The sequence below is a fragment of the Nocardia sp. CA-084685 genome, from assembly GCF_050955785.1.
Classification (GTDB): Bacteria; Actinomycetota; Actinomycetes; order Mycobacteriales; family Mycobacteriaceae; genus Nocardia.
Window position 1 is genome coordinate 517,662 of record NZ_CP192094.1, and the last position, 19,317, is coordinate 536,978.

The 19,317-nt window shown below is 66.6% G+C and carries 15 protein-coding genes; 9 read left to right on the forward strand and 6 right to left on the reverse strand.

Annotation, left to right across the window (positions count from 1 at the left end):
• The first annotated feature begins 241 nt into the window (after nucleotides 1-241).
• Complete coding sequence (gene fbaA / locus ACQP2U_RS02300; RefSeq protein WP_433716339.1) at nucleotides 242-1,276, forward strand: class II fructose-bisphosphate aldolase; 1,035 nt, start codon at nucleotides 242-244, stop codon at nucleotides 1,274-1,276.
• A gap of 31 nt (nucleotides 1,277-1,307) precedes the next feature.
• Nucleotides 1,308-2,426, forward strand: coding sequence for a BTAD domain-containing putative transcriptional regulator (locus tag ACQP2U_RS02305; protein ID WP_433713160.1), 1,119 nt, complete (start codon nucleotides 1,308-1,310; stop codon nucleotides 2,424-2,426).
• A gap of 4 nt (nucleotides 2,427-2,430) precedes the next feature.
• On the opposite strand, the gene ACQP2U_RS02310 is transcribed toward ACQP2U_RS02305, so the two are convergent.
• Nucleotides 2,431-2,766 (reverse strand): excalibur calcium-binding domain-containing protein, encoded by a 336-nt coding sequence (locus ACQP2U_RS02310; RefSeq protein ID WP_433713161.1) that lies wholly within the window; start codon nucleotides 2,764-2,766, stop codon nucleotides 2,431-2,433.
• Nucleotides 2,767-3,092: 326 nt separating this feature from the next.
• On the opposite strand from ACQP2U_RS02310, the gene ACQP2U_RS02315 reads away from it, so the two are divergent.
• Complete coding sequence (locus ACQP2U_RS02315; RefSeq protein WP_433713162.1) at nucleotides 3,093-4,529, forward strand: DUF4185 domain-containing protein; 1,437 nt, start codon at nucleotides 3,093-3,095, stop codon at nucleotides 4,527-4,529.
• Nucleotides 4,530-4,544: 15 nt separating this feature from the next.
• On the opposite strand, the gene ACQP2U_RS02320 is transcribed toward ACQP2U_RS02315, so the two are convergent.
• Together ACQP2U_RS02320 and ACQP2U_RS02325 are read right to left on the reverse strand one after the other, a co-directional pair.
• Entirely contained in the window at nucleotides 4,545-5,609 is a 1,065-nt protein-coding gene (locus ACQP2U_RS02320) for a fused (3R)-hydroxyacyl-ACP dehydratase subunits HadA/HadB (protein ID WP_433713163.1), read from the reverse strand.
• 113 nt (nucleotides 5,610-5,722) lie between these two features.
• A complete protein-coding gene (locus ACQP2U_RS02325) occupies nucleotides 5,723-6,763 on the reverse strand; it encodes an Rv0361 family membrane protein (RefSeq protein WP_433713164.1) in 1,041 nt (346 codons plus the stop codon).
• A gap of 268 nt (nucleotides 6,764-7,031) precedes the next feature.
• On the opposite strand from ACQP2U_RS02325, the gene ACQP2U_RS02330 reads away from it, so the two are divergent.
• The 3 genes from ACQP2U_RS02330 (at nucleotide 7,032) to ACQP2U_RS02340 (ending at nucleotide 10,836) form a co-directional block, all read left to right on the forward strand.
• Complete coding sequence (locus tag ACQP2U_RS02330; protein ID WP_433713165.1) at nucleotides 7,032-7,964, forward strand: hypothetical protein; 933 nt, start codon at nucleotides 7,032-7,034, stop codon at nucleotides 7,962-7,964.
• 1,270 nt (nucleotides 7,965-9,234) lie between these two features.
• Nucleotides 9,235-9,684, forward strand: a complete 450-nt coding sequence (locus tag ACQP2U_RS02335; protein WP_433713166.1) for a DUF3151 domain-containing protein — start codon at nucleotides 9,235-9,237, stop codon at nucleotides 9,682-9,684.
• A gap of 48 nt (nucleotides 9,685-9,732) precedes the next feature.
• On the forward strand, nucleotides 9,733-10,836 hold the full coding sequence (locus ACQP2U_RS02340) for an FUSC family protein (protein WP_433716340.1): 1,104 nt from the start codon (nucleotides 9,733-9,735) through the stop codon (nucleotides 10,834-10,836).
• Nucleotides 10,837-11,130: 294 nt separating this feature from the next.
• Here ACQP2U_RS02340 and ACQP2U_RS02345 read toward each other — a convergent pair whose 3' ends face one another.
• Nucleotides 11,131-11,913, reverse strand: coding sequence for a site-2 protease family protein (locus ACQP2U_RS02345; RefSeq protein ID WP_433713167.1), 783 nt, complete (start codon nucleotides 11,911-11,913; stop codon nucleotides 11,131-11,133).
• The gene (locus tag ACQP2U_RS02350; protein WP_433713168.1) at nucleotides 11,910-12,572 is read right to left on the reverse strand and encodes a hypothetical protein; all 663 of its coding nucleotides are present in this window, start codon (nucleotides 12,570-12,572) and stop codon (nucleotides 11,910-11,912) included. Before ACQP2U_RS02350 ends, ACQP2U_RS02345 begins: the two co-directional genes overlap by 4 nt.
• Before the next feature lie 537 nt (nucleotides 12,573-13,109).
• On the opposite strand from ACQP2U_RS02350, the gene ACQP2U_RS02355 reads away from it, so the two are divergent.
• Complete coding sequence (locus tag ACQP2U_RS02355) at nucleotides 13,110-14,399, forward strand: adenylosuccinate synthase (RefSeq protein ID WP_433713169.1); 1,290 nt, start codon at nucleotides 13,110-13,112, stop codon at nucleotides 14,397-14,399.
• Nucleotides 14,400-14,480: 81 nt separating this feature from the next.
• Nucleotides 14,481-17,090, forward strand: coding sequence for a LuxR C-terminal-related transcriptional regulator (locus tag ACQP2U_RS02360; protein WP_433713170.1), 2,610 nt, complete (start codon nucleotides 14,481-14,483; stop codon nucleotides 17,088-17,090).
• Between the two features lie 142 nt (nucleotides 17,091-17,232).
• Here ACQP2U_RS02360 and ACQP2U_RS02365 read toward each other — a convergent pair whose 3' ends face one another.
• Nucleotides 17,233-18,267 carry a saccharopine dehydrogenase NADP-binding domain-containing protein gene (locus ACQP2U_RS02365; protein WP_433713171.1) on the reverse strand — a complete coding sequence of 345 codons (1,035 nt, stop codon included), beginning with the start codon at nucleotides 18,265-18,267 and terminating at the stop codon, nucleotides 17,233-17,235.
• Nucleotides 18,268-18,363: 96 nt separating this feature from the next.
• Here ACQP2U_RS02365 and ACQP2U_RS02370 point away from each other — a divergent pair, with 96 nt between their 5' ends.
• Complete coding sequence (locus tag ACQP2U_RS02370) at nucleotides 18,364-19,284, forward strand: AraC family transcriptional regulator (protein ID WP_433713172.1); 921 nt, start codon at nucleotides 18,364-18,366, stop codon at nucleotides 19,282-19,284.
• Nucleotides 19,285-19,317: the final 33 nt, after the last annotated feature.

Here is a 19,317-nt window from a genome sequence, read left to right on the forward strand (position 1 = left end):
CGGAAGCTGCCAGCGCAATTACGCGGCCAACAGTACCTGTGTTTGATTTGCCGCGCCTGCGGCACGGCGTGTTCGCGGCCCCAAGGCCGCGAACGTCGCTCGTAAGACGCGCTCCGTGCGTGGCCGGTCGGGAACAGGTCTTGCGACTTAGTGGCTGGCCGTCAAACACGGCAAAAAGGCGCTGGCCTAGTCTGTGAGCTGACAGAATTGTCTTTTGCCGCACAACACGGAGGTCTTCACAGTGCCCATCGCGACTCCGGAGGTCTACGCCGAGATGCTCGGTCGGGCCAAAGCGAACTCCTTTGCCTTCCCGGCCATCAACTGCACCTCCTCGGAAACCGTCAACGCGGCCATCAAGGGCTTCGCCGACGCGGGCAGCGATGGCATCATCCAGTTCTCCACCGGCGGCGCGGAGTTCGGCTCGGGCCAGGGTGTGAAGGATATGGTCGTCGGCGCGGTCGCACTGGCCGAATTCGCGCATGTGGTCGCCGCGCGCTACGACGTGACCATCGCGCTGCACACCGACCACTGCCCCAAAGACAAGCTGGACGCCTTCGTGCGGCCGCTGATCGCCATCTCCCAGGAGCGGGTGAACGCGGGCAAGAACCCGCTGTTCCAGTCGCATATGTGGGACGGCTCCGCGATCCCGATCGACGAGAACCTGGAGATCGCCAAGGAGCTGCTCAAGGCGACCAACGCCGCGAACATCATCCTCGAGGTCGAGATCGGCGTCGTCGGCGGTGAAGAGGACGGTGTCGAGGCCGAGATCAACGAGAAGCTCTACACCTCCCCCGAAGACTTCGAGAAGACCATCGACGCGCTCGGTTCGGGCGAGAACGGCAAGTACCTACTCGCCGCGACCTTCGGAAATGTGCACGGCGTGTACAAGCCGGGCAATGTGGTGCTCAAGCCCGAGGTGCTTGCCGAGGGGCAGCGCGTCGCGGCGGCCAAGCTCGGTCTGGCGGGGGATGCGCAGCCGTTCGATTTCGTCTTCCACGGCGGTTCGGGCTCGCTGAAGTCGGAGATCGAGGATTCGCTGCGCTTCGGTGTGGTGAAGATGAACGTCGACACCGACACCCAGTACGCGTTCACCCGCCCGGTCGCCGCGCACATGTTCACCAACTACGACGGTGTGCTCAAGATCGACGGCGAGGTCGGCAACAAGAAGACTTACGACCCGCGCAGCTACCTGAAGAAGGCCGAATCGGCCATGGCGGCGCGCGTCCTCGAGGCGTGCAATGATCTGAAGTCCGCGGGTCGCTCGATCAGCGCCTGACCCTATTTACCCTTCGGGGGGCTTTTAGTACATGAGTCTGGATGTACGTGTGCTCGGGCCCGTGCGACTGCTGGTCGGTGGTGAACCGGTGGCGGTCGGCGGGCCCAAGCCGCGAGCCTTGCTCGCCGCGCTGACTGTCAATCGACGGCGCGCGGTGGCTTCGGCTGCGCTGGCCGATATGGTCTGGAACGAGGATCCGCCCGATTCCTATGCCGCGAGCCTGCAGGTATTCGTCTCGAATATCCGTAAGGCACTGCGTAATTCGGGTGTCGATCCGGCTGTCGTGCTGCGCACCGAATCGTCCGGCTACCGGCTCGAGATCTCCGAGGACGCTTGCGATCTCGGTCGCTTCGAAGCGGCCAGGGACGCGGGCGCGCGTGCCGCCGAGGTCGGCGACCATGTCGGTGCGTCACAGCTGTTCGGAAATGCGTTGCGCGAGTGGAGCGGTCGGGCACTGGCCGATCTGGCCGGATTGCAGTTCGCCGACGGTTTCGCCACCGCGATGGACGAGGAGCGGCTGCAGGCCGCCTCGGCTCGCATCGATGCCGAAATCGCCTGTGGACGTGCGTCATCGGTGATCGGCGAGCTGGTCTCGATGACCAATGAACATCCGCTGCGCGAACCGCTGTGGGGTCAGCTGATCGCCGCGCTGTACCTATCCGGCCGGCAGGCCGATGCGCTGGACGCGTGCCGTCGGGTGCGCACGGTGCTCGCGGACGAACTCGGTATCGATCCGGGCCCGGTCCTGGTCGATCTCGAACAGCGGGTGCTGCGCCAGGAACCGCTGAGCACGATGGAGCTCAAGCGCACCGAGCGGCTGGCCGCGGCGATGACCGAGACCGTCACCGAGATGCCGCGTGCGGTCCGCAGCGGTCAGCTGCGCATGCCGGACGGCCGGGTCACGGTAATCGCGCAGGGCGGCATGCGAATCGGCAGGATGACCGATAACGATCTGGTCCTCGACGATCCGAAGGCCAGTCGCTACCACGCGCATATCATGCCGAGCCGGGCCGGCCTGCTGATCAAGGATCTGCATTCGGCCAATGGCGTGTACGTCAACGACGAGGCGATCGATAGCGGTGCGCTGCTCGCCGACGGCGACAATATCCGCATCGGCGCAACGGTTCTGGTGTTCCAGGCGGTCCAGTAAGCGCTCAGTCGCAGGCGATGCCGTCCCCGTCCGGATCCAGATACGGGTTGTACCCGGGCTGACCACGATATAGCGGCAGCTTCCCTTCGGCCCGAACCTGATCGCAATCGGTGTAATACCTCGGCGACTCCTCCTTCGACTCCTCCGGCGGCGGCACATTCGACCCCTTCGGCCCCGGCCGATAGCTCGGCACGGGAAGCGAACTATCAGGCCCGGCAACGAATTGGGCCGTGGATGAATCGGCGGCGGCGACCGGCAAGGCGATCCCGAGACCGCCAATCACCAGACATGCGGCGCCGAGTGCGGGTATAGCGCGGCGATAGATCAGTGCGGCTTTCACGTCTCCATCCTGCTCCGCTTTCCGCCCCGGCGGCAGTGCGGCTTTTGAACCACCGGAGGCCCTTTGCTCCTCCGGTGGACGGCCACTCACCCCGACTCGAGTTGTCGTGCCGTGGACGGTAGCAGGGCGGCGGCCTGCGGTCCCGGAAATGAAGCAGAAGTTTCCTGTTAATTCTGGATGTCGGTGCCGCGCATAGGTGATTCGGTAAGTCGGACGGGGCAGAGGGACGAAACAGGTAGGGTCGGGCGCTGGTTGCGCGGCATCGTGTGGGGCTTCGATGCGGCGTGGACAGGCTCCATTTTGCGCGAGATATCAAGGGGTTGTGGATGACTCGGCGGTGGGTGGCGGTATTCGGTGCGGTCGTATGTACGGCCGGGGCGTTGACGTCCGCGGCGCGACCTGCCGGTGCCGCGCCTGCCGGTCCGTGTGTCACGGATCCGCCCGCGACGCATGCGGGTCTGGTGCCCAAGACGCTGGAAGTGCCGATTCCGTATCCGGTGATCACCGTCCTGCCGCCTTCGGCCGAATCCGCGCCGATTCGCACGGAGATGGAGTTGCCGTCGGATCCCTGTGTGAATCCGTGCCCGGATCTGACCGATGCACCGGCACCGCCACCGAGCCCGGCGCATCAACTCGGCATTCCGGAAATCCTAGTGAGCCCCAAGCCGTTTCACTTCGCGATTCCAGGACCGGGACCGGATCCCGGTCAAGTGCCGCCACCTCCGCCGCGCGTCGAGCCGCCGATCGAATCCGCCCCTTTGTCGGCGGTGCGACCGCCGCCCCGAATCAGCGCGGTCACCGAGGTGGCCAAGCAGACCGGCGCGAATTCGGTCAATCGCACCGATAAGCGCTGGCAGGTGGATGGCACCGATCTCGGCATCATGTGGGAGAGCGCGCCGGGTGAGATCGCGACCGCCTTCGGTGACACTGTCGGACGCGGCTTTCACCCGCCTGGCGGAATGGGATCGGATTGGCGCAGCAATGTGCTCGCATTCAGCACCGACCGCGATCTCACCGACGGTATGACCTACGACCGGATGGTGACCGACGACCGCTGCCACGCGGCCGAGGTGCTCTCCAGCCGCAAACTCGACAATGTCGAGGTGACCACGATTCCGACCTCCGGATTCGCACTCGGTGCGCGCCAGTACCTGAGCTATATGTCGATTCGCACCTGGAACAGCGTTCCGGGAACGTTCTTCACCAATTACGGCGGCATCGCCTATTCCGATGATCACGGTCGGACATGGATCAAGGATGCCTACGCGCGCTGGGACAATATCTTCGGACTGGCGAATTTCCAAGTGAGCGCGATGGTTCCGCAGGGCGATTACGTCTACATGTTCGGCACGCCCAATACCCGGCTCGGCTCGGTGGGACTGGCGCGAGTGCCGAAGGATCAGCTCCTCAATACCACCGCCTACCAATACTGGAGCAACGGAAACTGGACTCCGGTAGGCGGGTTCGGCTCCGCGAGCTCGATCGTCGACGCACCCGTCGGTGAGTTGTCGGTGCGCTTCGACGCCTCCCGAAACCTATGGCAGATGAGCTATTTGGATACCGCGAAAGCAGCACTGGTGCTCCGCGAAGCGGATTCACCGCAGGGTGTGTGGTCCGATGGCGTGCCGACGGTAACGGTGCGCGAATACCCCGAGCTGTACGGCGGATTCATCCACCCTTGGTCCTCGGGTTCGGACCTCTACTTCAATATTTCGACGTGGAGCGACTACAACGTCTATCTCGTGCACGCGACTATCGAATGAGTTGAGTTTGCCTCGCTAGGCGAATCGAACCTCGGCGATGGCCCGGCCGAAGAGTTTGCGCCCCTCCGAACTGCCGGCCAGCACAATGGTCGCGGTCCGTCGGCGCGGATCGAGCGATTTGATCCGCCCGCTGAATTCGACGGAGCTCGGCGCCTCGGCCCGCACCGGAACGAATCCGGCGAACCGCACGCTGAACTTCTCGATGGCCGTCGGGTCACCGAGCCATGAGGTCAGATAGTCACCGGCCAGGCTCATGGTCAGCATGCCGTGTGCCACGACGGTCGGCAGTCCGGCCAACTGGGCGGCGCGCTCGCTGAAATGAATCGGGTTGGGGTCGCCGGAAACTCCCGCATAGTTGGCCAGATCGCCGCGCGTCACCCGGGCGGTCTCGGCCGGGAGCTGATCGCCGACAGCTAGGCGGTCGAAGTCGGGGAGGGAGCGCACGGAAGCGCTGCGCACCGCGGGCTGCCCGGGGGCGGGGGCGTCCGCGGGCAACGCGACCAGCGGATCCGGCCTGGTGATGTCACCGATGGTGACCGGACGCGCATGCATCATGATGTTCTCGACGGCGGCCGCGATATTCGGATCCACCTCGACACCGCGGCGCGCCACGATGGTGGTCGAACCCGATTGCACGATTTCACCGTGCTGGTTGGTCAGCGAGAACGTCACCAGGACGAAGTCGTTATCGCCGAACTGTCGGATCGAGTCGATCACGATCTCGGTGCTGAGCCGGTCGCCCGCCAGAATCGGGCGGGTGAGCTCGAAGACCTGGTCGGTCTGCAGGATCTGGGACAGGTCGTATTCGGTGAGTACCGTATCCAGCAGCACCCTGGTCGCATTGATGCCGATGACCGAGGCGAAGGTCGGCGGCGCGATGATGCCGTCGTAACCGAGCTCGAGCGCATCAGGTTCGGAGTAATGCGCGCCGTGGCGACTCTGCGTCGCGCGGGCGAACTCACGGATTTTCTCCCGGCCGACCGAATAGTGTTCGCGTACCCGGAACCGGCGTCCTGCCGCCGTGGCTGTCTGCTCGCCCGCTTCGACTTCCGGCTTTTCGATTGTTTGCTCCCTGACCATGATCCGGGCCATGCTACTGGCGAACCGGTCTGATGACCAGGTGAGTGTGACGTTCGCTACGGGTTAGAGGGCTTACCTTTTGGATATGGCCTGTTCGACTCGTCGCCTTTCGACTAGGGCGTCCCGGCGGTCGGTGGATCACAGACCTTCCAACCGTCGGCGGTCTGCTCCAAATCGAAAGTCCTCGCCGAGCGCTTCGTCGGATCCGCATCGGTGTACACGCTGGCCTGCGCGATCGCCGTCTTATCGGTGATCTTGATCGTATCGACGCTCGCCACCACCGGGATGTTCTTGCGATCCGTCGACAGCTGATGCACGCCCGCGAACTGGTGCGCCGCGATGTTCTGATAGAAGTCGTGCAACTGTCCGCAGGTGCTGTTGCGCAGCGCCGGGAGATCGCCGGATTTCAGCGCCGCGGTGTAATCGGTGATGGTGGCGCGCACCTTGGCCTCCGGGGAGTTGTCGCCCCGATTCCCGACGAGCACGACCACGAGTCCGACCACCGCGATGAGCGCCACCGCGGCCGCCCCGATGAACAACCAGCGCTTCGAGGGCCCGGCCGATGCCTCGTCGGCCGCCGGTTGCTGATCAGCCGGGGTGATTCGTTGCGGCTGGGCCATCGGTCGCGGTGCATTGACCGGCTGGGCGGGGCGAGTCAGCTGGGTATCGGCAGGTGACGGCGCCGAAGCGACCTGACGTGGCCGGCCAGGACCGCGCGGCGCCGACGGTGCGGTCTCCTCGACACCCGGTCCACCCTGCGCAGGCCCTTGCGCCCCAGCCTGTTTCGGACCAGGCGCCGGACGAGGGGTGCTCGGCGGCTTGGTGATCGGCCCGGGTCGCGCCGCCGGCGGAACGACCCGGTCGGTACCGGGCTTGGTCCCGGCATCGGTCCGCATCCGCTTCGTGGCGTCCTTGTCGGCTGGCTTCTGAATCGGCAGTGCGACGGTCTGCTCGGCATCCAGCTTCGAAATCATCGGCATGGCGACGGTCTTGTCGTCCGCGCCCGCCAAATCCGGTTCCGGTTGCCTCGGAGCGCTCTCGGCCTTCGGATCGACCGCTCGCATCACCATGGTCGCCGCATCCGCACCCGCGGCATCGTCGACCTTGTCGTCTGGTGTCGCGGACTTGTCGGCTTTCGAATCCCGCTGAATCACAACGGTTTCGCCAGCGGGTCCGGTAGCGCCACTTGGTGCCGCAGACTCGCTTGCGTTCGAATCCCGCTGAATCACAACGGTTTCACCAGCGGGTCCGGCAGCGCCACCTGGCGTCGCAGACTTGGTTGCATCCGAATCACGCTGAACCGCAACGGTTTCCGCAGGGGCACCAGATGCGGAATTGTCACTCGGCGCAGCGCTTTCAGCCGGTGGCGTAGCTTTCGACGACCGACTCGTCGATTCGGCGGTTGGTGTTGCGGACTTCGCCGTGCCAGCATCCTGGGCCGCGGGGCCGCCCCGTTTGATCACGACGGTCCGCGCGTTCGGCCCGGAGCCGGTGCCGCGCGCTGCGCCGGAGCCGCCAGCCGGTGTCGGCTTGCCAGGCGACCCCGCCCCTGGCGCCTTCGTCGGGCCGGAGTTGCCCTTGTCCGCGACATCACCACGCGAGATCTCCGCAGTCTTCCCTTCGGAATTCACCGCGGTAGCCCCGGACGCTCCGGAACCGGCAACTGCGCCCGGCCGCACAGCAGCGGGTGCAGACGAGGCCACGCCACTACCCCGTCGGTCCACGCCGCCCGGCCGGGTAGTGCCGCCGGGCGCGGGAGCGGGTTGGGCGGTGCCGTCTCGTTGGCCTGTGCCGCCTGGCTTGACCGCGCCGCCCGGCGCGGGTGCGGATGAGGCCGCACCACCATCTGGCTGGGCCGCACTGTCACGAGTGGCTGCACCACCCGGCGCCGGGGAGGACGAGGTCGCGCCGCTATCTTTCCGGCCCGCGCCGCTCGAGCCGGTTGCCCCGCTCGGCTTGTTGCCCGGCGTCGGAGCTGCTGGGTCGGTGCAACCATCTGGCTGGGCTACTCCGCGCGGCGCCGGAGCCGACGAGCCCGCGCCGCTACCTCGCTTGCCCGCGCCGCCCGGCCCGGTTGCGTTGCCCGGCCTGGTTGGGCTGCCCAGCCCGGTTGTGCCGCCCGGCCTGGTTACGGTGCCTGGTGAGGAAACAGACGGTGGGGTCCCGCCACCTTGCTGGCCTGTGCCGCTCGGCCCGGCGGCATTGCTCGGTGCGGGACTAGCTGAGGTTGTGCTGCCACCTTGTGTACCTGCGCTGCTGGGCTTGGTTGCGCTGCCCGGTGCCAGACCAGATGCTGCTGGGCCGCTGCCTCGCTGGTTTGCTGCGTCCGGCCTCCGGGTGCCGCTCGGCGTTTGAATGGATGGGGCTGCGCTGCCACCTTGTTGGCTCCCGCCGCCCGCCTTGGCGGTATTACCCGGCGCCGGAGCAGGCGAGGCTGGGCCGCCACCCCGCTGGCCCGCGCCGCCTGGTCCTGTTGCGTTGCCCGGTCTGGTAACGGTGCCTGGTGAGGAAACAGACGGTGGGGTTCCGCCACCTCGTTGGCCCGTGCCGCTCGGCTCGGCCGCTCTGCCCGCCGCGGGAGCGGCTGGGGCGGTGCCGCTATTTCGCTGGTCCCCGTCATCCGGCTTGGCAGTGCTGCTCGGCGCAGCAGTAGATGGTGCCGCACCGCTACCTTGTCGGCCGGCGCCGCCGCCCAGCTCTGCTGTGTTGCTCGGCGTGGAAGCAAATGGGACTGCGTTGCTGCTTCGTGGGCTTGCGCTGCCGGGCTTGGTTGCGCTGCCCGGGGCTGGAGCTGCTGCAGCTGCGCCGCTACCTCTCTGGCCCTCGCCGTCGGGTGTTGGAGTTGATGGGGCTGGGCTGCTGCTTCGCTGGTTTGCGCTGCCCGGTTTCGTCGCGCTGCCGGGTGTTGGAGTTGATGGGGCTGGGCTGCTGCTTCGCTGGTTTGCGCTGCCCGGCTTGGTCGCGTTGCCCTGTGCGGATGCTGATGACGGTGCCTTGGCTGCTCCGCCCTGGATGGGGGCAGCAGGCCTGCCGAGCGCGGCGATATCCCCGGTTGCCGCACCCGATGCGCCGGGCTGTCCGGCACCGGTGGGTGGCTGCTTCGGCAACGACGGCGACGGAATCGGCCTAGTAGGAGCTGCCCTGCGCTCGGCTGCCGCTTTCCCGGTTCCTGATGGCGCGTTGGACCCCGACGAGCCGGGTCCTGACGATGACGGGAACGGTCGGGTCGCGTCCGCGGCGCCGCCCTTCGCGCCGGTACCGGCTCCCGACGAGGTGCCTGCGCCGGGACCGGGGCGCGAGGGTGCGCCTTCTGACTCGGACGATGCGGGTTTCCGGTCCGTGGGCGCGGCGGGGCGCGGGTCGGCCGCTTCGGCGGGGCGGCCGGGATTTCGTGCCGGGCTCTTCTCGTCGTTCGGGTCGGACACCTATTACCCCTCGGTCGGGCGGAACAGTTGAACTCGACGGCCAGCCTAGCCAGCAATTCGGTCGACTGTGACGATTCCCCTGCGCAGTGGGACGCCTTGTCCGGCTCGATGGCGATGGGTGGGAGCGGTGGGCCGGGCACTGCTCAGCCAGGGGAACGCCGTGTCGGCGCGGCAGGCGCGCGCAGTGCACAATGAACCGCATGACCTCGTTCGGTGACTTGCTCGGACCGCAACCGGTACTCCTGCCCGAAGACTCCGATGCGGAGGAGGCACTGCTGAACCATGCCGATCCGGTGCAGGTCGCTGCCGCGCATCCGGCGGCTTCGATCGCCTGGGCCCATCTCGCGGAGGCCGCGCTGCAGCGCGGCGGGGCCGATGGCGATACGCAGGTGGTCAATCACGACATCGTCGCCGCGTACGCGTTCGCGCGCACCGGCTACCACCGCGGCCTGGACTTATTGCGGCGCAATGGCTGGAAGGGTTTCGGCCCGGTGCCGTGGAGCCATGAACCCAATCGCGGTTTCCTGCGCAGTGTCGGCGCGCTTGCCAGGGCGGCAAGGGCGGTCGGTGAGACCGAAGAGTACGCACGCTGCCTCGACCTGCTGGAAGACTGCGACCCGCGCGCCGCGGGTGAGCTCGGCCTCGATTAACCGTTGATCGATCCGAACTCTCCGGTCGGCGTCGCCCGCGCCAGCAGTATGGAGAAGCTGCGCAGCTCGTGGGCTCGACTGCGACTGTCCGCGCTGCCGATTCTGCAGTGCGCGGTCGGCGCGGCGCTGGCCTGGTTCATCGCGCACAAAATCATCGGACACACCCAGCCCTTTTTCGCACCGACCGCGGCCGTGGTCTCGATCGGCATTTCGTTCGGGGCCCGGCTGCGCAGGTCGGTGGAGTTGGTGGTCGGCGTCGCGGTCGGCATCGGCATCGGCGACCTGTTCATCACCCGCGCGGGCACCGGCGTCTGGCAGATCGCCTTCGTCGTCGCGGTGGCCATGGCCTTGGCGGTATTCCTGGACGGCGGTTCGATCATCACCATGCAGGCCGCCGGTTCGGCGGTGCTGGTCGCCACCTTGCTGCCGCCGTCGGCGGGCGGCGGATTCTCGCGCATGATCGACGCACTCGTCGGCGGGTTGGTCGGCGTTGTCGTGGTCGCATCGATACCGCTGCATCCGGTGCGTCGGGCCCGCGAGCAAGCTGCGGAAGTCCTTGCGGTACTTGCGAAATCGCTGCACGAATGTGCCGACGGCCTGCTCGAACAGGATCCCGAGAAGATTCGCGCGGTACTGACCGCGGCCCGCGCCACTCAGCCCCAGATCGATCGCCTGCGCTCCACTCTGGAGGGCGGCCGCGAGATCAGCCGGATTTCCCCGCTCTATTGGAATTCCCGCCAGCGTCTCGATCGCATCCGCGCCACCGCCGATCCGCTCGACAATGCCGTCCGCAATACCAGGGTGCTGCTGCGCCGTTCCCTCACTCTGGTCCAGGACGACGAAATCCTCGATCCGCGACTGATCGAGGGACTGGAGCGCCTCGCCCAAGCCGTCGAGGTGGTGCGCCGAATGATGCTCGCCGATCCCGGTCAGCAGCCGGATCAGGCCGAGGCCGCCAGGGTGCTGCGCGGTATCGCAAAGGCCGCGCGACCAGAACTCGTTGAGGGCGCGGGACTTTCGGCTCATGTTGTCTTCGCGCAGATGCGCTCCATGTTGGTCGATCTCCTGCAGGTCTGCGGTATGCAGCGCATCTCGGCGATGGCACTGCTGCCCCCGACGGTCCCGAATCCGCATGTGCCGCCGGAGAATTGAGCCGACTACTCAGCGGATTTCGGACATACTCCGGCCGCTGCGGGACAGCGCGCTCGATTTCGGGCACGCGAATCTGACCTTCACGTAGTCCGCTACTCGTGTTCGCCCATGCCAACGGTCCTAGCCTCGAGAGGCAACCGCGGTTACGAGGGGTAGTGCGGTTGGGACGCTTCGCTCGACGGCGAACCGCCCTACCGGCCATAAGGTGTGGTGGCCCGGGTGGGTGAGGGCGCGCAGCGGTCGTGCGAAGAGGTCGCCCGGTTCGGAAGGTCGGACCGGGCGACCGGTTATCGGCTAGGTCCAGAACCGGGTCAGCCAGCTGCCATACCGCGACCAGTCCGCATCGACCCCGGACAATTCGTACAGCGAATACACCGCATCGAAGAACACCTTGTTGATCGACGGCGTGAACAACAGCGCGAACAGAATCAACATCCCGAACGGCTTGAACTGATCGAGCGCTCGCCGGGTCTGGTAGCTCAGCGACGGCTCCACCACGCCGTACCCGTCCAACCCTGGCACCGGCAGGATGTTCAAAAGTGTTGCGGTGATTTGCAGAAACGCCAGAAAGCTCAGTCCGTACCAGAACGCGCGATGCGAAGTATCACTGCCGGCGAACCGCACGACCACCAGCAACAGCACCGCGCATACCGCATTCACCGCGGGCCCGGCACCGCTGATGATCCGCTGCATGCGCGCGCTGACATTATGCGTGTGCACGTACACCGCACCGCCCGGCAAGCCGATACCGCCGAGCGCGATGAACACCATCGGCAACACGATCGAAAGCAGCGGATGGCTGTACTTCAGTGGATTCAGCGTGAGATAACCCCGCAGCTCCACCTCACGATCGCCGGCCCGCCACGCCGTGTACGCATGCGCGAATTCGTGCAGACACAGCGTGACGATCCAGCCGAATACGACGAGCAGAAATACGCCGAACTTCGCCCGCGTCGACTGCACATCGGCATCCCATGCGAGCACGCCACCGGCCACCGCGACCGCGATCACCAGCAGGAATATCGGGCTCGGCCGCACGGCGCCCAGGCGGCGATTCCTCGAGAACGGAACTGTCATCGCACCAGCTGCCAGCTTTCGTGATGTCGGTAGAACGACGAGCGCGGCAGCACGCGATCGTTGGCAATGCCGTCCCTGGTCACCACGGCCCCGGGTGTGCCGAGCTGCGCGGCCCGACCCGCCAGCCAGCGGCGCCTGCGGATGATGTTCTTCCGCACGCTCGCCCGTACCCCCGGCAGATCCAGCATCGGGGAGACGACCATCACGTTGACCTTGCCGGAGAACAACGGGGCGTCATCCACATAGGCCTCGCCCTCGAGCTTCTCGCCGCCGGGACCGGTGATCTCTGCCCGACCGACCAGCACGGTTCCGGTGTCATCGCGAATCAGCGGCGTCTCGACGGCCCGGCCCTCCACCGCCCGTTTTGCGGCGGCATTACCGGTGCCGGTCTGGTAGACGCGCGAACCGTAGGTCTTGTCGACGGGCACATACCCGATCTCCACATGCAGCCGCTCGGTCCGCATCAGATGGGTCAGCACGGAGGCCAGGGCGGCGTCGTCGCCGAGCACGATCAGCCGGGGCAGGCTGTCGGCGGCGAGGACGGGCAATAACTCATCGATGACGCTGTTTTCCGGGATGGCGGTCGTCTGCGAAATCGGCAGCGACGCAAGGGCGATGGGTACCGGTGCGCCGTCGCAACGGAGAACGTGGGTACTCAAACTGCCGTACACCCTCCTCGGTTCGGCCGACAACCCGTCGGTCACCCTCGCCACCTGTCGGCGGACCCCCTGCTCGGTCCGCCGGTGCCTCGCAACCATAGCTGTGTTTTTGGCGGCGCGGGCGCCGCGGGTTCGCGGCCCCCTTTGTCTCGCGTCCGAGCCGTCGAGACTCGCGACTTCGTCGCATGCGCTTCGACGGCTCGGACGCGAGACGGGCCGCGAACGGTCGCTCGTGAGACTCGCTCCGTTGTGGTTGGGGATGGCCGGACGTTCAGCACCCGGTGCGCGCATGCTGGAAGGGCGCGACTCGCGACTTCGTCGCTTGTGCTTCGACGACTCGAACGGGAGACGCGCCACGAACTCCTCGCTCGTGAGACTCGCTCCGTTGTGGACCGTGAGGGGGCAACCCTCCCTGCGATCCAGACGGACGCAGGACCCGGTTGGGCGTTGGGTAGACTGTGCTTCCGGCCACCGCCTCGATACGGCAGGTAGCTGCGGTACACGAGTACCGCGCGTCGAACCGTAGGAGACACGACCATGCCGGCAATCGTCCTGATCGGCGCCCAATGGGGCGACGAAGGTAAGGGCAAAGCAACCGATCTGCTCGGTGGCAGGTTGCAGTGGGTCGTCCGGTATCAGGGCGGCAATAACGCCGGTCACACGGTCGTGCTGCCCAATGGCGACAAGTTCGCACTGCATCTGATCCCGTCCGGCATTCTCACCCCGGGCGTGACGAACGTCATCGGCAATGGTGTCGTGGTCGATCCCGGCGTCCTGCTCGCTGAGCTGGCCGGATTGGAGGAGCGCGGCGTCGACACCTCCGGACTGCTGCTCTCGGCCGACGCGCACCTGATCATGCCGTACCACGTGGCCATCGATAAGGTCACCGAACGCTTCCTCGGCAATAAGAAGATCGGCACCACCGGTCGTGGCATCGGTCCGTGCTATCAGGACAAGGTCGCCCGGGTCGGCGTGCGCGTCGCCGATGTGCTCGACGAGAAGATCCTGACCCAGAAGGTCGAGGCGGCCCTGGAGTTCAAGAACCAGGTCCTGGTGAAGATCTACAACCGGCGCGCGTTGGACCCGCAGCAGGTGGTGGATGAGGTACTCGGCCAAGCGGATAGCTTCAAACACCGCATCGCCGATACCCGCCTGGAACTGAACCTGGCGCTGGAGCGCGGCGAGACCGTCCTGCTGGAGGGTTCGCAGGGCACCCTGCTCGATGTGGACCACGGCACCTACCCGTATGTCACCTCGTCCAACCCGACCTCGGGCGGTGCGGCGGTCGGCGCGGGCGTCGGACCGAACAAGATCACGACCGTGCTCGGCATCCTGAAGTGCTACACCACCCGCGTCGGTTCGGGTCCGTTCCCGACCGAACTATTCGACAATTTCGGCGAATTCCTGGCCAAGCAGGGCGGTGAGGTCGGCGTGACCACCGGCCGAGCCCGCCGCTGCGGCTGGTTCGACGCGGTCATCGCGCGCTACGCGACCCGGGTCAACGGCATCACCGACTACTTCCTCACCAAGCTGGACGTCCTGTCGAGTCTGGATCGGGTGCCGATCTGTGTCGCCTACGAAATCGACGGCAAGCGGGTCGAGCAGATGCCGACCACACAAACCGAATTCCACCACGCCAAGCCGATTTACGAAGAGATGCCTGGTTGGTGGGAAGACATTTCAGATGTGAAGACGTTCGAGGAACTGCCCGCCAACGCCCAGGCGTATGTCTTGCGCCTGGAGGAGCTGTCCGGCGCCCGCATTTCCTGTATCGGCGTCGGACCGGGGCGTGACCAGACCATTGTCCGCCACGACGTACTCGGTTAGCGGACGAAACAGTTGAGCCGGTGCGGCCGTTCATGGTTCGTTGTCCTCGATCATGATCCGTGACGAACTACAGTTAGAGCTATGGCTCGGAACTGGCCGATGATCGAGCGCGAGACCGAGTTCGAAGCGATGCGCGCGGCACTCACCGGAACTGAATATGTCGGTGCGGTATTGACGGGCGACGCCGGAGTCGGGAAGACGACGCTGGCGAGACAGGCGACGGCCGCGGTAGGCGGCAATGTCCGGTGGGTGGCGGGCACGGAATCGGCCCGCAGCATCCCATTGGGCGTATTCGCCCATATGGTGGGCATTTATACGGCGCACGATCCGGTGACCTTCATGTCCGCCGCGCGCGAGGCGCTGCTCGCCGACGGGCACGCGATCATTGGTGTCGACGACGCGCATCTGCTCGATCAGCTCTCGGCCACGCTGCTGTTGCAGCTGGCCATCGATAAGGCCGCCCATATCGTCGCGACCGTGCGCAGCGGGGTGCAGGTGCCCGATGCGGTCACCTCGTTATGGAAAGACGGCCATCTGCTGCGTATCGACCTCACGCCGTTCACCCAGCAGCAGAGCGTCGATCTGGTGGAGTCGATGCTGGGCGGGCAGTTGGAAGGGTTCACCGCCAACCTGATGTGGGAGTCCTCCGGCGGAAACGCCCTGTTTCTCCGGCATTTGGTTGAGGGCGCGCTGGAGGCGGGCGCGCTGCGGCAGGTGAACGGCGTCTGGCAGCTGCGCGGTCGGGCCGCGGTGACCTCGGAATTGGCTGCGCTACTGGAGGATCGGGTCGAGCAGTTGCCCGAACCGGTGCTGCGGGTGCTCGAACTGCTCACCTTCTGCGAGCCCATAGATCTCGACGTGCTCTCCGAACTGGCGGGCGAGCAGGCTGTGGAGGCCGCCGAAACCCGCGGTCTCATCAGGGTCGTCGAGAACACCCACCAGTTGATCGTGCGCTACAACCATCCGCTGTTCGGCGAGGTCATCCGGCGCAGGCTCGGCATCGCCTCGGCCCGGCGGCTGCGCGGTCGGCTGTACTCCTCGCTCAAGGAACGGCCGATCAATTCCGCGCCGGACCGCATCCGGTTGGCCGAATTGGCTTTGGACAGCGATAAATCCGCCGATCTCGAACTCTTCGAGGCAGCCGCCGCCGATGCGATCGGACTGGCCAATATGCCGCTCGGTGAACGTTTCGCCAGGGCGGCGGTGGAACGTCGCGGCGGGGTGGAGGCGGCGGATCTGCTTGCCCGCGCGCTGCTGTGGCAGGGCCATCGCATCGAGGCCGAACGCACCCTCGCCAGCTTCGACCCCGATCAGATGAACGAGGTGCAACTGGGCCGCTGGGGCAGTACCCGGGTCTCGAATCTTTTCTGGGCTATGGGCGATGCCGAGCGCGCCGACGAGGTGCTCGCGATGTTGCGCGGCAAGGTGCAGCATCCGAAAACCATCGCCACCTTCGCGGGCTTGGCCGCGGCGTGTGCGGTCCACGAAAATCTGCTGGAGGACGCGTTTTCCGGAGCCGAGTCGGTGATGGAGACCGAAGGTGCACCGCCGTGGGCGGTTTGGTGGGCGTCTTTCGGCGGTGGCCTGGCGCTCGCGCTGATGGGTAAGGGCGAGGCGGCGCGGCAGTACGCGGCCCGCGGGCATCAGGTGGAGTCGCATATCGACGGACTCAACCGGTTCATCTCGACCCATGCCGAGGTGCTCGGGCTGATCTGCACCGGTGATCTCGATGCCGCACGCCGCCGCGCCACCGGGTATTTCGGCTATTCGGCACCGGGCCAGTACCTGGCGTGGGGCATGTCGAAAATTTTGCAGGGCAGCGTCGACGTGGCGCAGGGCCGCTTCTTGGACGGCATCGAACATCTCGAGCAGGCACTGGCCGCGCTCACCGCAGAGGGCGCCGCCGCCTGGCACATTCCGGCGAGAATCCGTCTGGCCGAGGCATATTCGGCACTCGGCCGACCCGCGGAGGCCGCCGAATCCATTGCCGAGGCGGCCGCTCGTGGTGGTAGGCACAGCGCGGTCTACGATCCGCAATTGGAGCTCGCGCGGGCCTGCGCGGCCGCCGCGGAAGGCACCGTGACCCCGGCCATCCGGTTGGCCATGGGCGCCGCCGACGCGGCGGCGCGCGCACATCAGCACGCCATCGAGGCCATGGCACTGCATACCGCCGCCCGCTTCGGCGACCATTCCGTGGCAGGCCGACTCGCCGACCTGGCCGCCCGGGTAGACGGGCGGCTGGTGCAGGTCCAGGCCCGCCACGCGGTGGCGCTCGCCGCTCACGACGGACCCGGTCTGGACGCGGCCGCAGCCGAATTCGAGCGCATCGGCGCCATGCTCTCGGCCGCCGATGCCGCAGCCCAGGCCGCATCCGCCCACGAACGCGCCGGTGACCGCCGTCGCCTGCTCGAATCCGCCACCACCGCCAACCGACTCGCCGCGGCCTGCGGCGGTGCGAGCACCCCTGCTCTACGGCAGGCCGCCCAGCCCTTGCCGCTGACCTCCCGCGAACGTGAAATCGCGAATCTCGTCGCGGCCGGGCTCTCCAACCGTCAGATCGCCGATCGCCTCACGGTTTCCGTCCGTACGGTCGAGGGACACCTCTACCGCGCCTGCATCAAGATGGACGTCACCGACCGCGAGTCACTCGGGGCGCTGATGCGCGGTGAGTCCTCCGGCGGGGCCAGCTGAGCGAACCGGCCGCAGTGAGTGCCTCGGCGATCGCTGCGGCAGCTCGCGGCATTCCGTCCGTCGTTGTCGGATCCGAAGATGCGACGAATGCCGGCACGGGTGTGCATCGCGACCTGTCGTACTGCGGTGCGCCGGGCGAAGGTTAATTGTCGATGCGCCAGGTGATGTCGAAGCGGGCGAGTGCGTCCAGAAGTTCCTCGGCATCGCAGGCTTCGGCTACGGACAAGGCGCCGGGCTTGGTGGTCCCGTCGGCTAGGCGGACTGCGATTTCTACTGCTTCCAACGCTGAGTCGCGGTAGGAGTCGACGCCGCTGACGACCCCACGGGCCGAATGTCCGTTGGTGCCATAGGCATCCACGACCACGTCGTAGCGCAGGTCGGTGCTCGGCTCGTCAGGGAGCGATTCGATGATTTCCTCGGTGAAAGAGCCGAGGAGGTCGTGGATGGCGACGTCCAGGACGCCTTCCACGTACGACACATCGGTGTGCCTGGGGATAGTGATCACCGGCGGCTGTGGAAATTTCGCGACGGTCGTGACCGCGGTGTGGCCGGGGAATGTCATCTCGGCGTGACGGGCGGCGGTGCCGGTGCGCAGTTCGCCGTCCTGGAAGTGCCAGCCGCCGCCGCGGAACCAGTCGAGGCTGGCGAAGACCGTTTTCGCGCTGCCCTTGGAACCGTTGCCACCGCTCTTGCTCAGATGGCTGAGCACGATCTCGACCGGTCCGGTCAGTCGGCGCGCGGTCAGGTAGGCGAGCAAGTCGCCCGCCACATTGTTATCGGTGACACCGGGGATCACCGTGACGCCCGCGGCCTCGGCCTTCGCGCCGTACTCGTCGAAAACGCGCTTCAGGAAAAGCTGTTCGCCGGACAGATCGGTGTAGTGCGCCCCGGCCGCGATGGCTGCCGCGAGTACCGGCTCGCCATTGTGCACATACGCGGACAGGCTGCTGATGACGGCGGCCGCGCCGGTGAAGGCGGCAACCAGGGCGTCGTGATCGGTGAGTGTCGCGACTCGGATCTCGGCGTCCGGGATCCCGGCTGCCTCGGCCGCCGCCCGCATTCGAGCGGCACTGCGGCCGACCAGGATTGGGGCAATCCCGCGCCGGTGTAATTCGCTGAGCAGGTAGCTGCCGGTGTGGCCGGTCGCGCCGTAGACGGCAATCTTCGTCGTTGTCATGAGTACGACACTATGGGCAGTATGTGAGTAAACAAATGGCTGGTCTGCTCGGAATCATGTCTGAAACACTCATCTATGGAGAGGTATGGTGCAGAGGTGGACATCCTCAGCGAAACCATTGCCGCTATCCGCACCGGCAACCCGACCTCGGGCCTGTTCATTCGGCATGCGCCGTGGGGCCGCGCCTATCCGGTCGTCCCCGGTGCGGGTTTCCATGTGGTGCTGCAGGGTTCGTGCGTGGCGGTGCCTACCGGCGGCGAACCCATTGCCCTCGGTGTCGGCGACGTCCTTTTCATGCCGCGCGGTGCCGACCACGACTTACTCGACCGCCTCGATAGCCCGGTCACCGAGAAGGCGCAACCGGGGGAGCCGCGCGAGATCACCGGACCAGGTGCGCGTACCGCCCTGCTCTGTGGCGCATACGAACTCGGCAGGCAACGCAGCCACCCTCTGCTCGACGAACTTCCCGAATTCATTCATCTGCCAGCGCGTCCCGGTCGTCATCCGTCATTGCGAGCCGCCGTCGACCTGCTCGCCGCCGAGGTCGCCGAGCCGAAACAGGGCAGCGATGCCGCCGTGCCCGCCATTCTGGAGACCCTGCTCCTGTTCATGCTGCGCGCCTGGTTCGACGAGCAGGCCGCCGACGAACCCGCCACCGGTTGGGCGGGCGCCTTCGCCGATCCGGCGGTAGCGGCCGCGCTGCGCGCAGTACACGAAGCACCCGCCCGGACCTGGACGGTGCCCGACCTCAGCGATATCGCGGGCGTCTCGCGAGCCACCCTGGCTCGCCGCTTCACCGCCACGGTCGGCGAACCGCCGCTGGCCTACGTCACCCGCTGGCGCATGCTCACCGCCGCCCGCCTGCTCCGCGACACCGACAGCCCGCTCGGCACCATCGCCCGTCAGGTCGGCTACACCTCAGAATTCGCCTTCGCCAAGGCCTTCAAACGCGAATACGGCCAAGCCCCTGGTCAATACCGCCGCGCCGAGGACCAGCCTCCACTGATCGCGGTCTGATCGGCCGAGTTTGCTCACACCCATGGTGGTTGC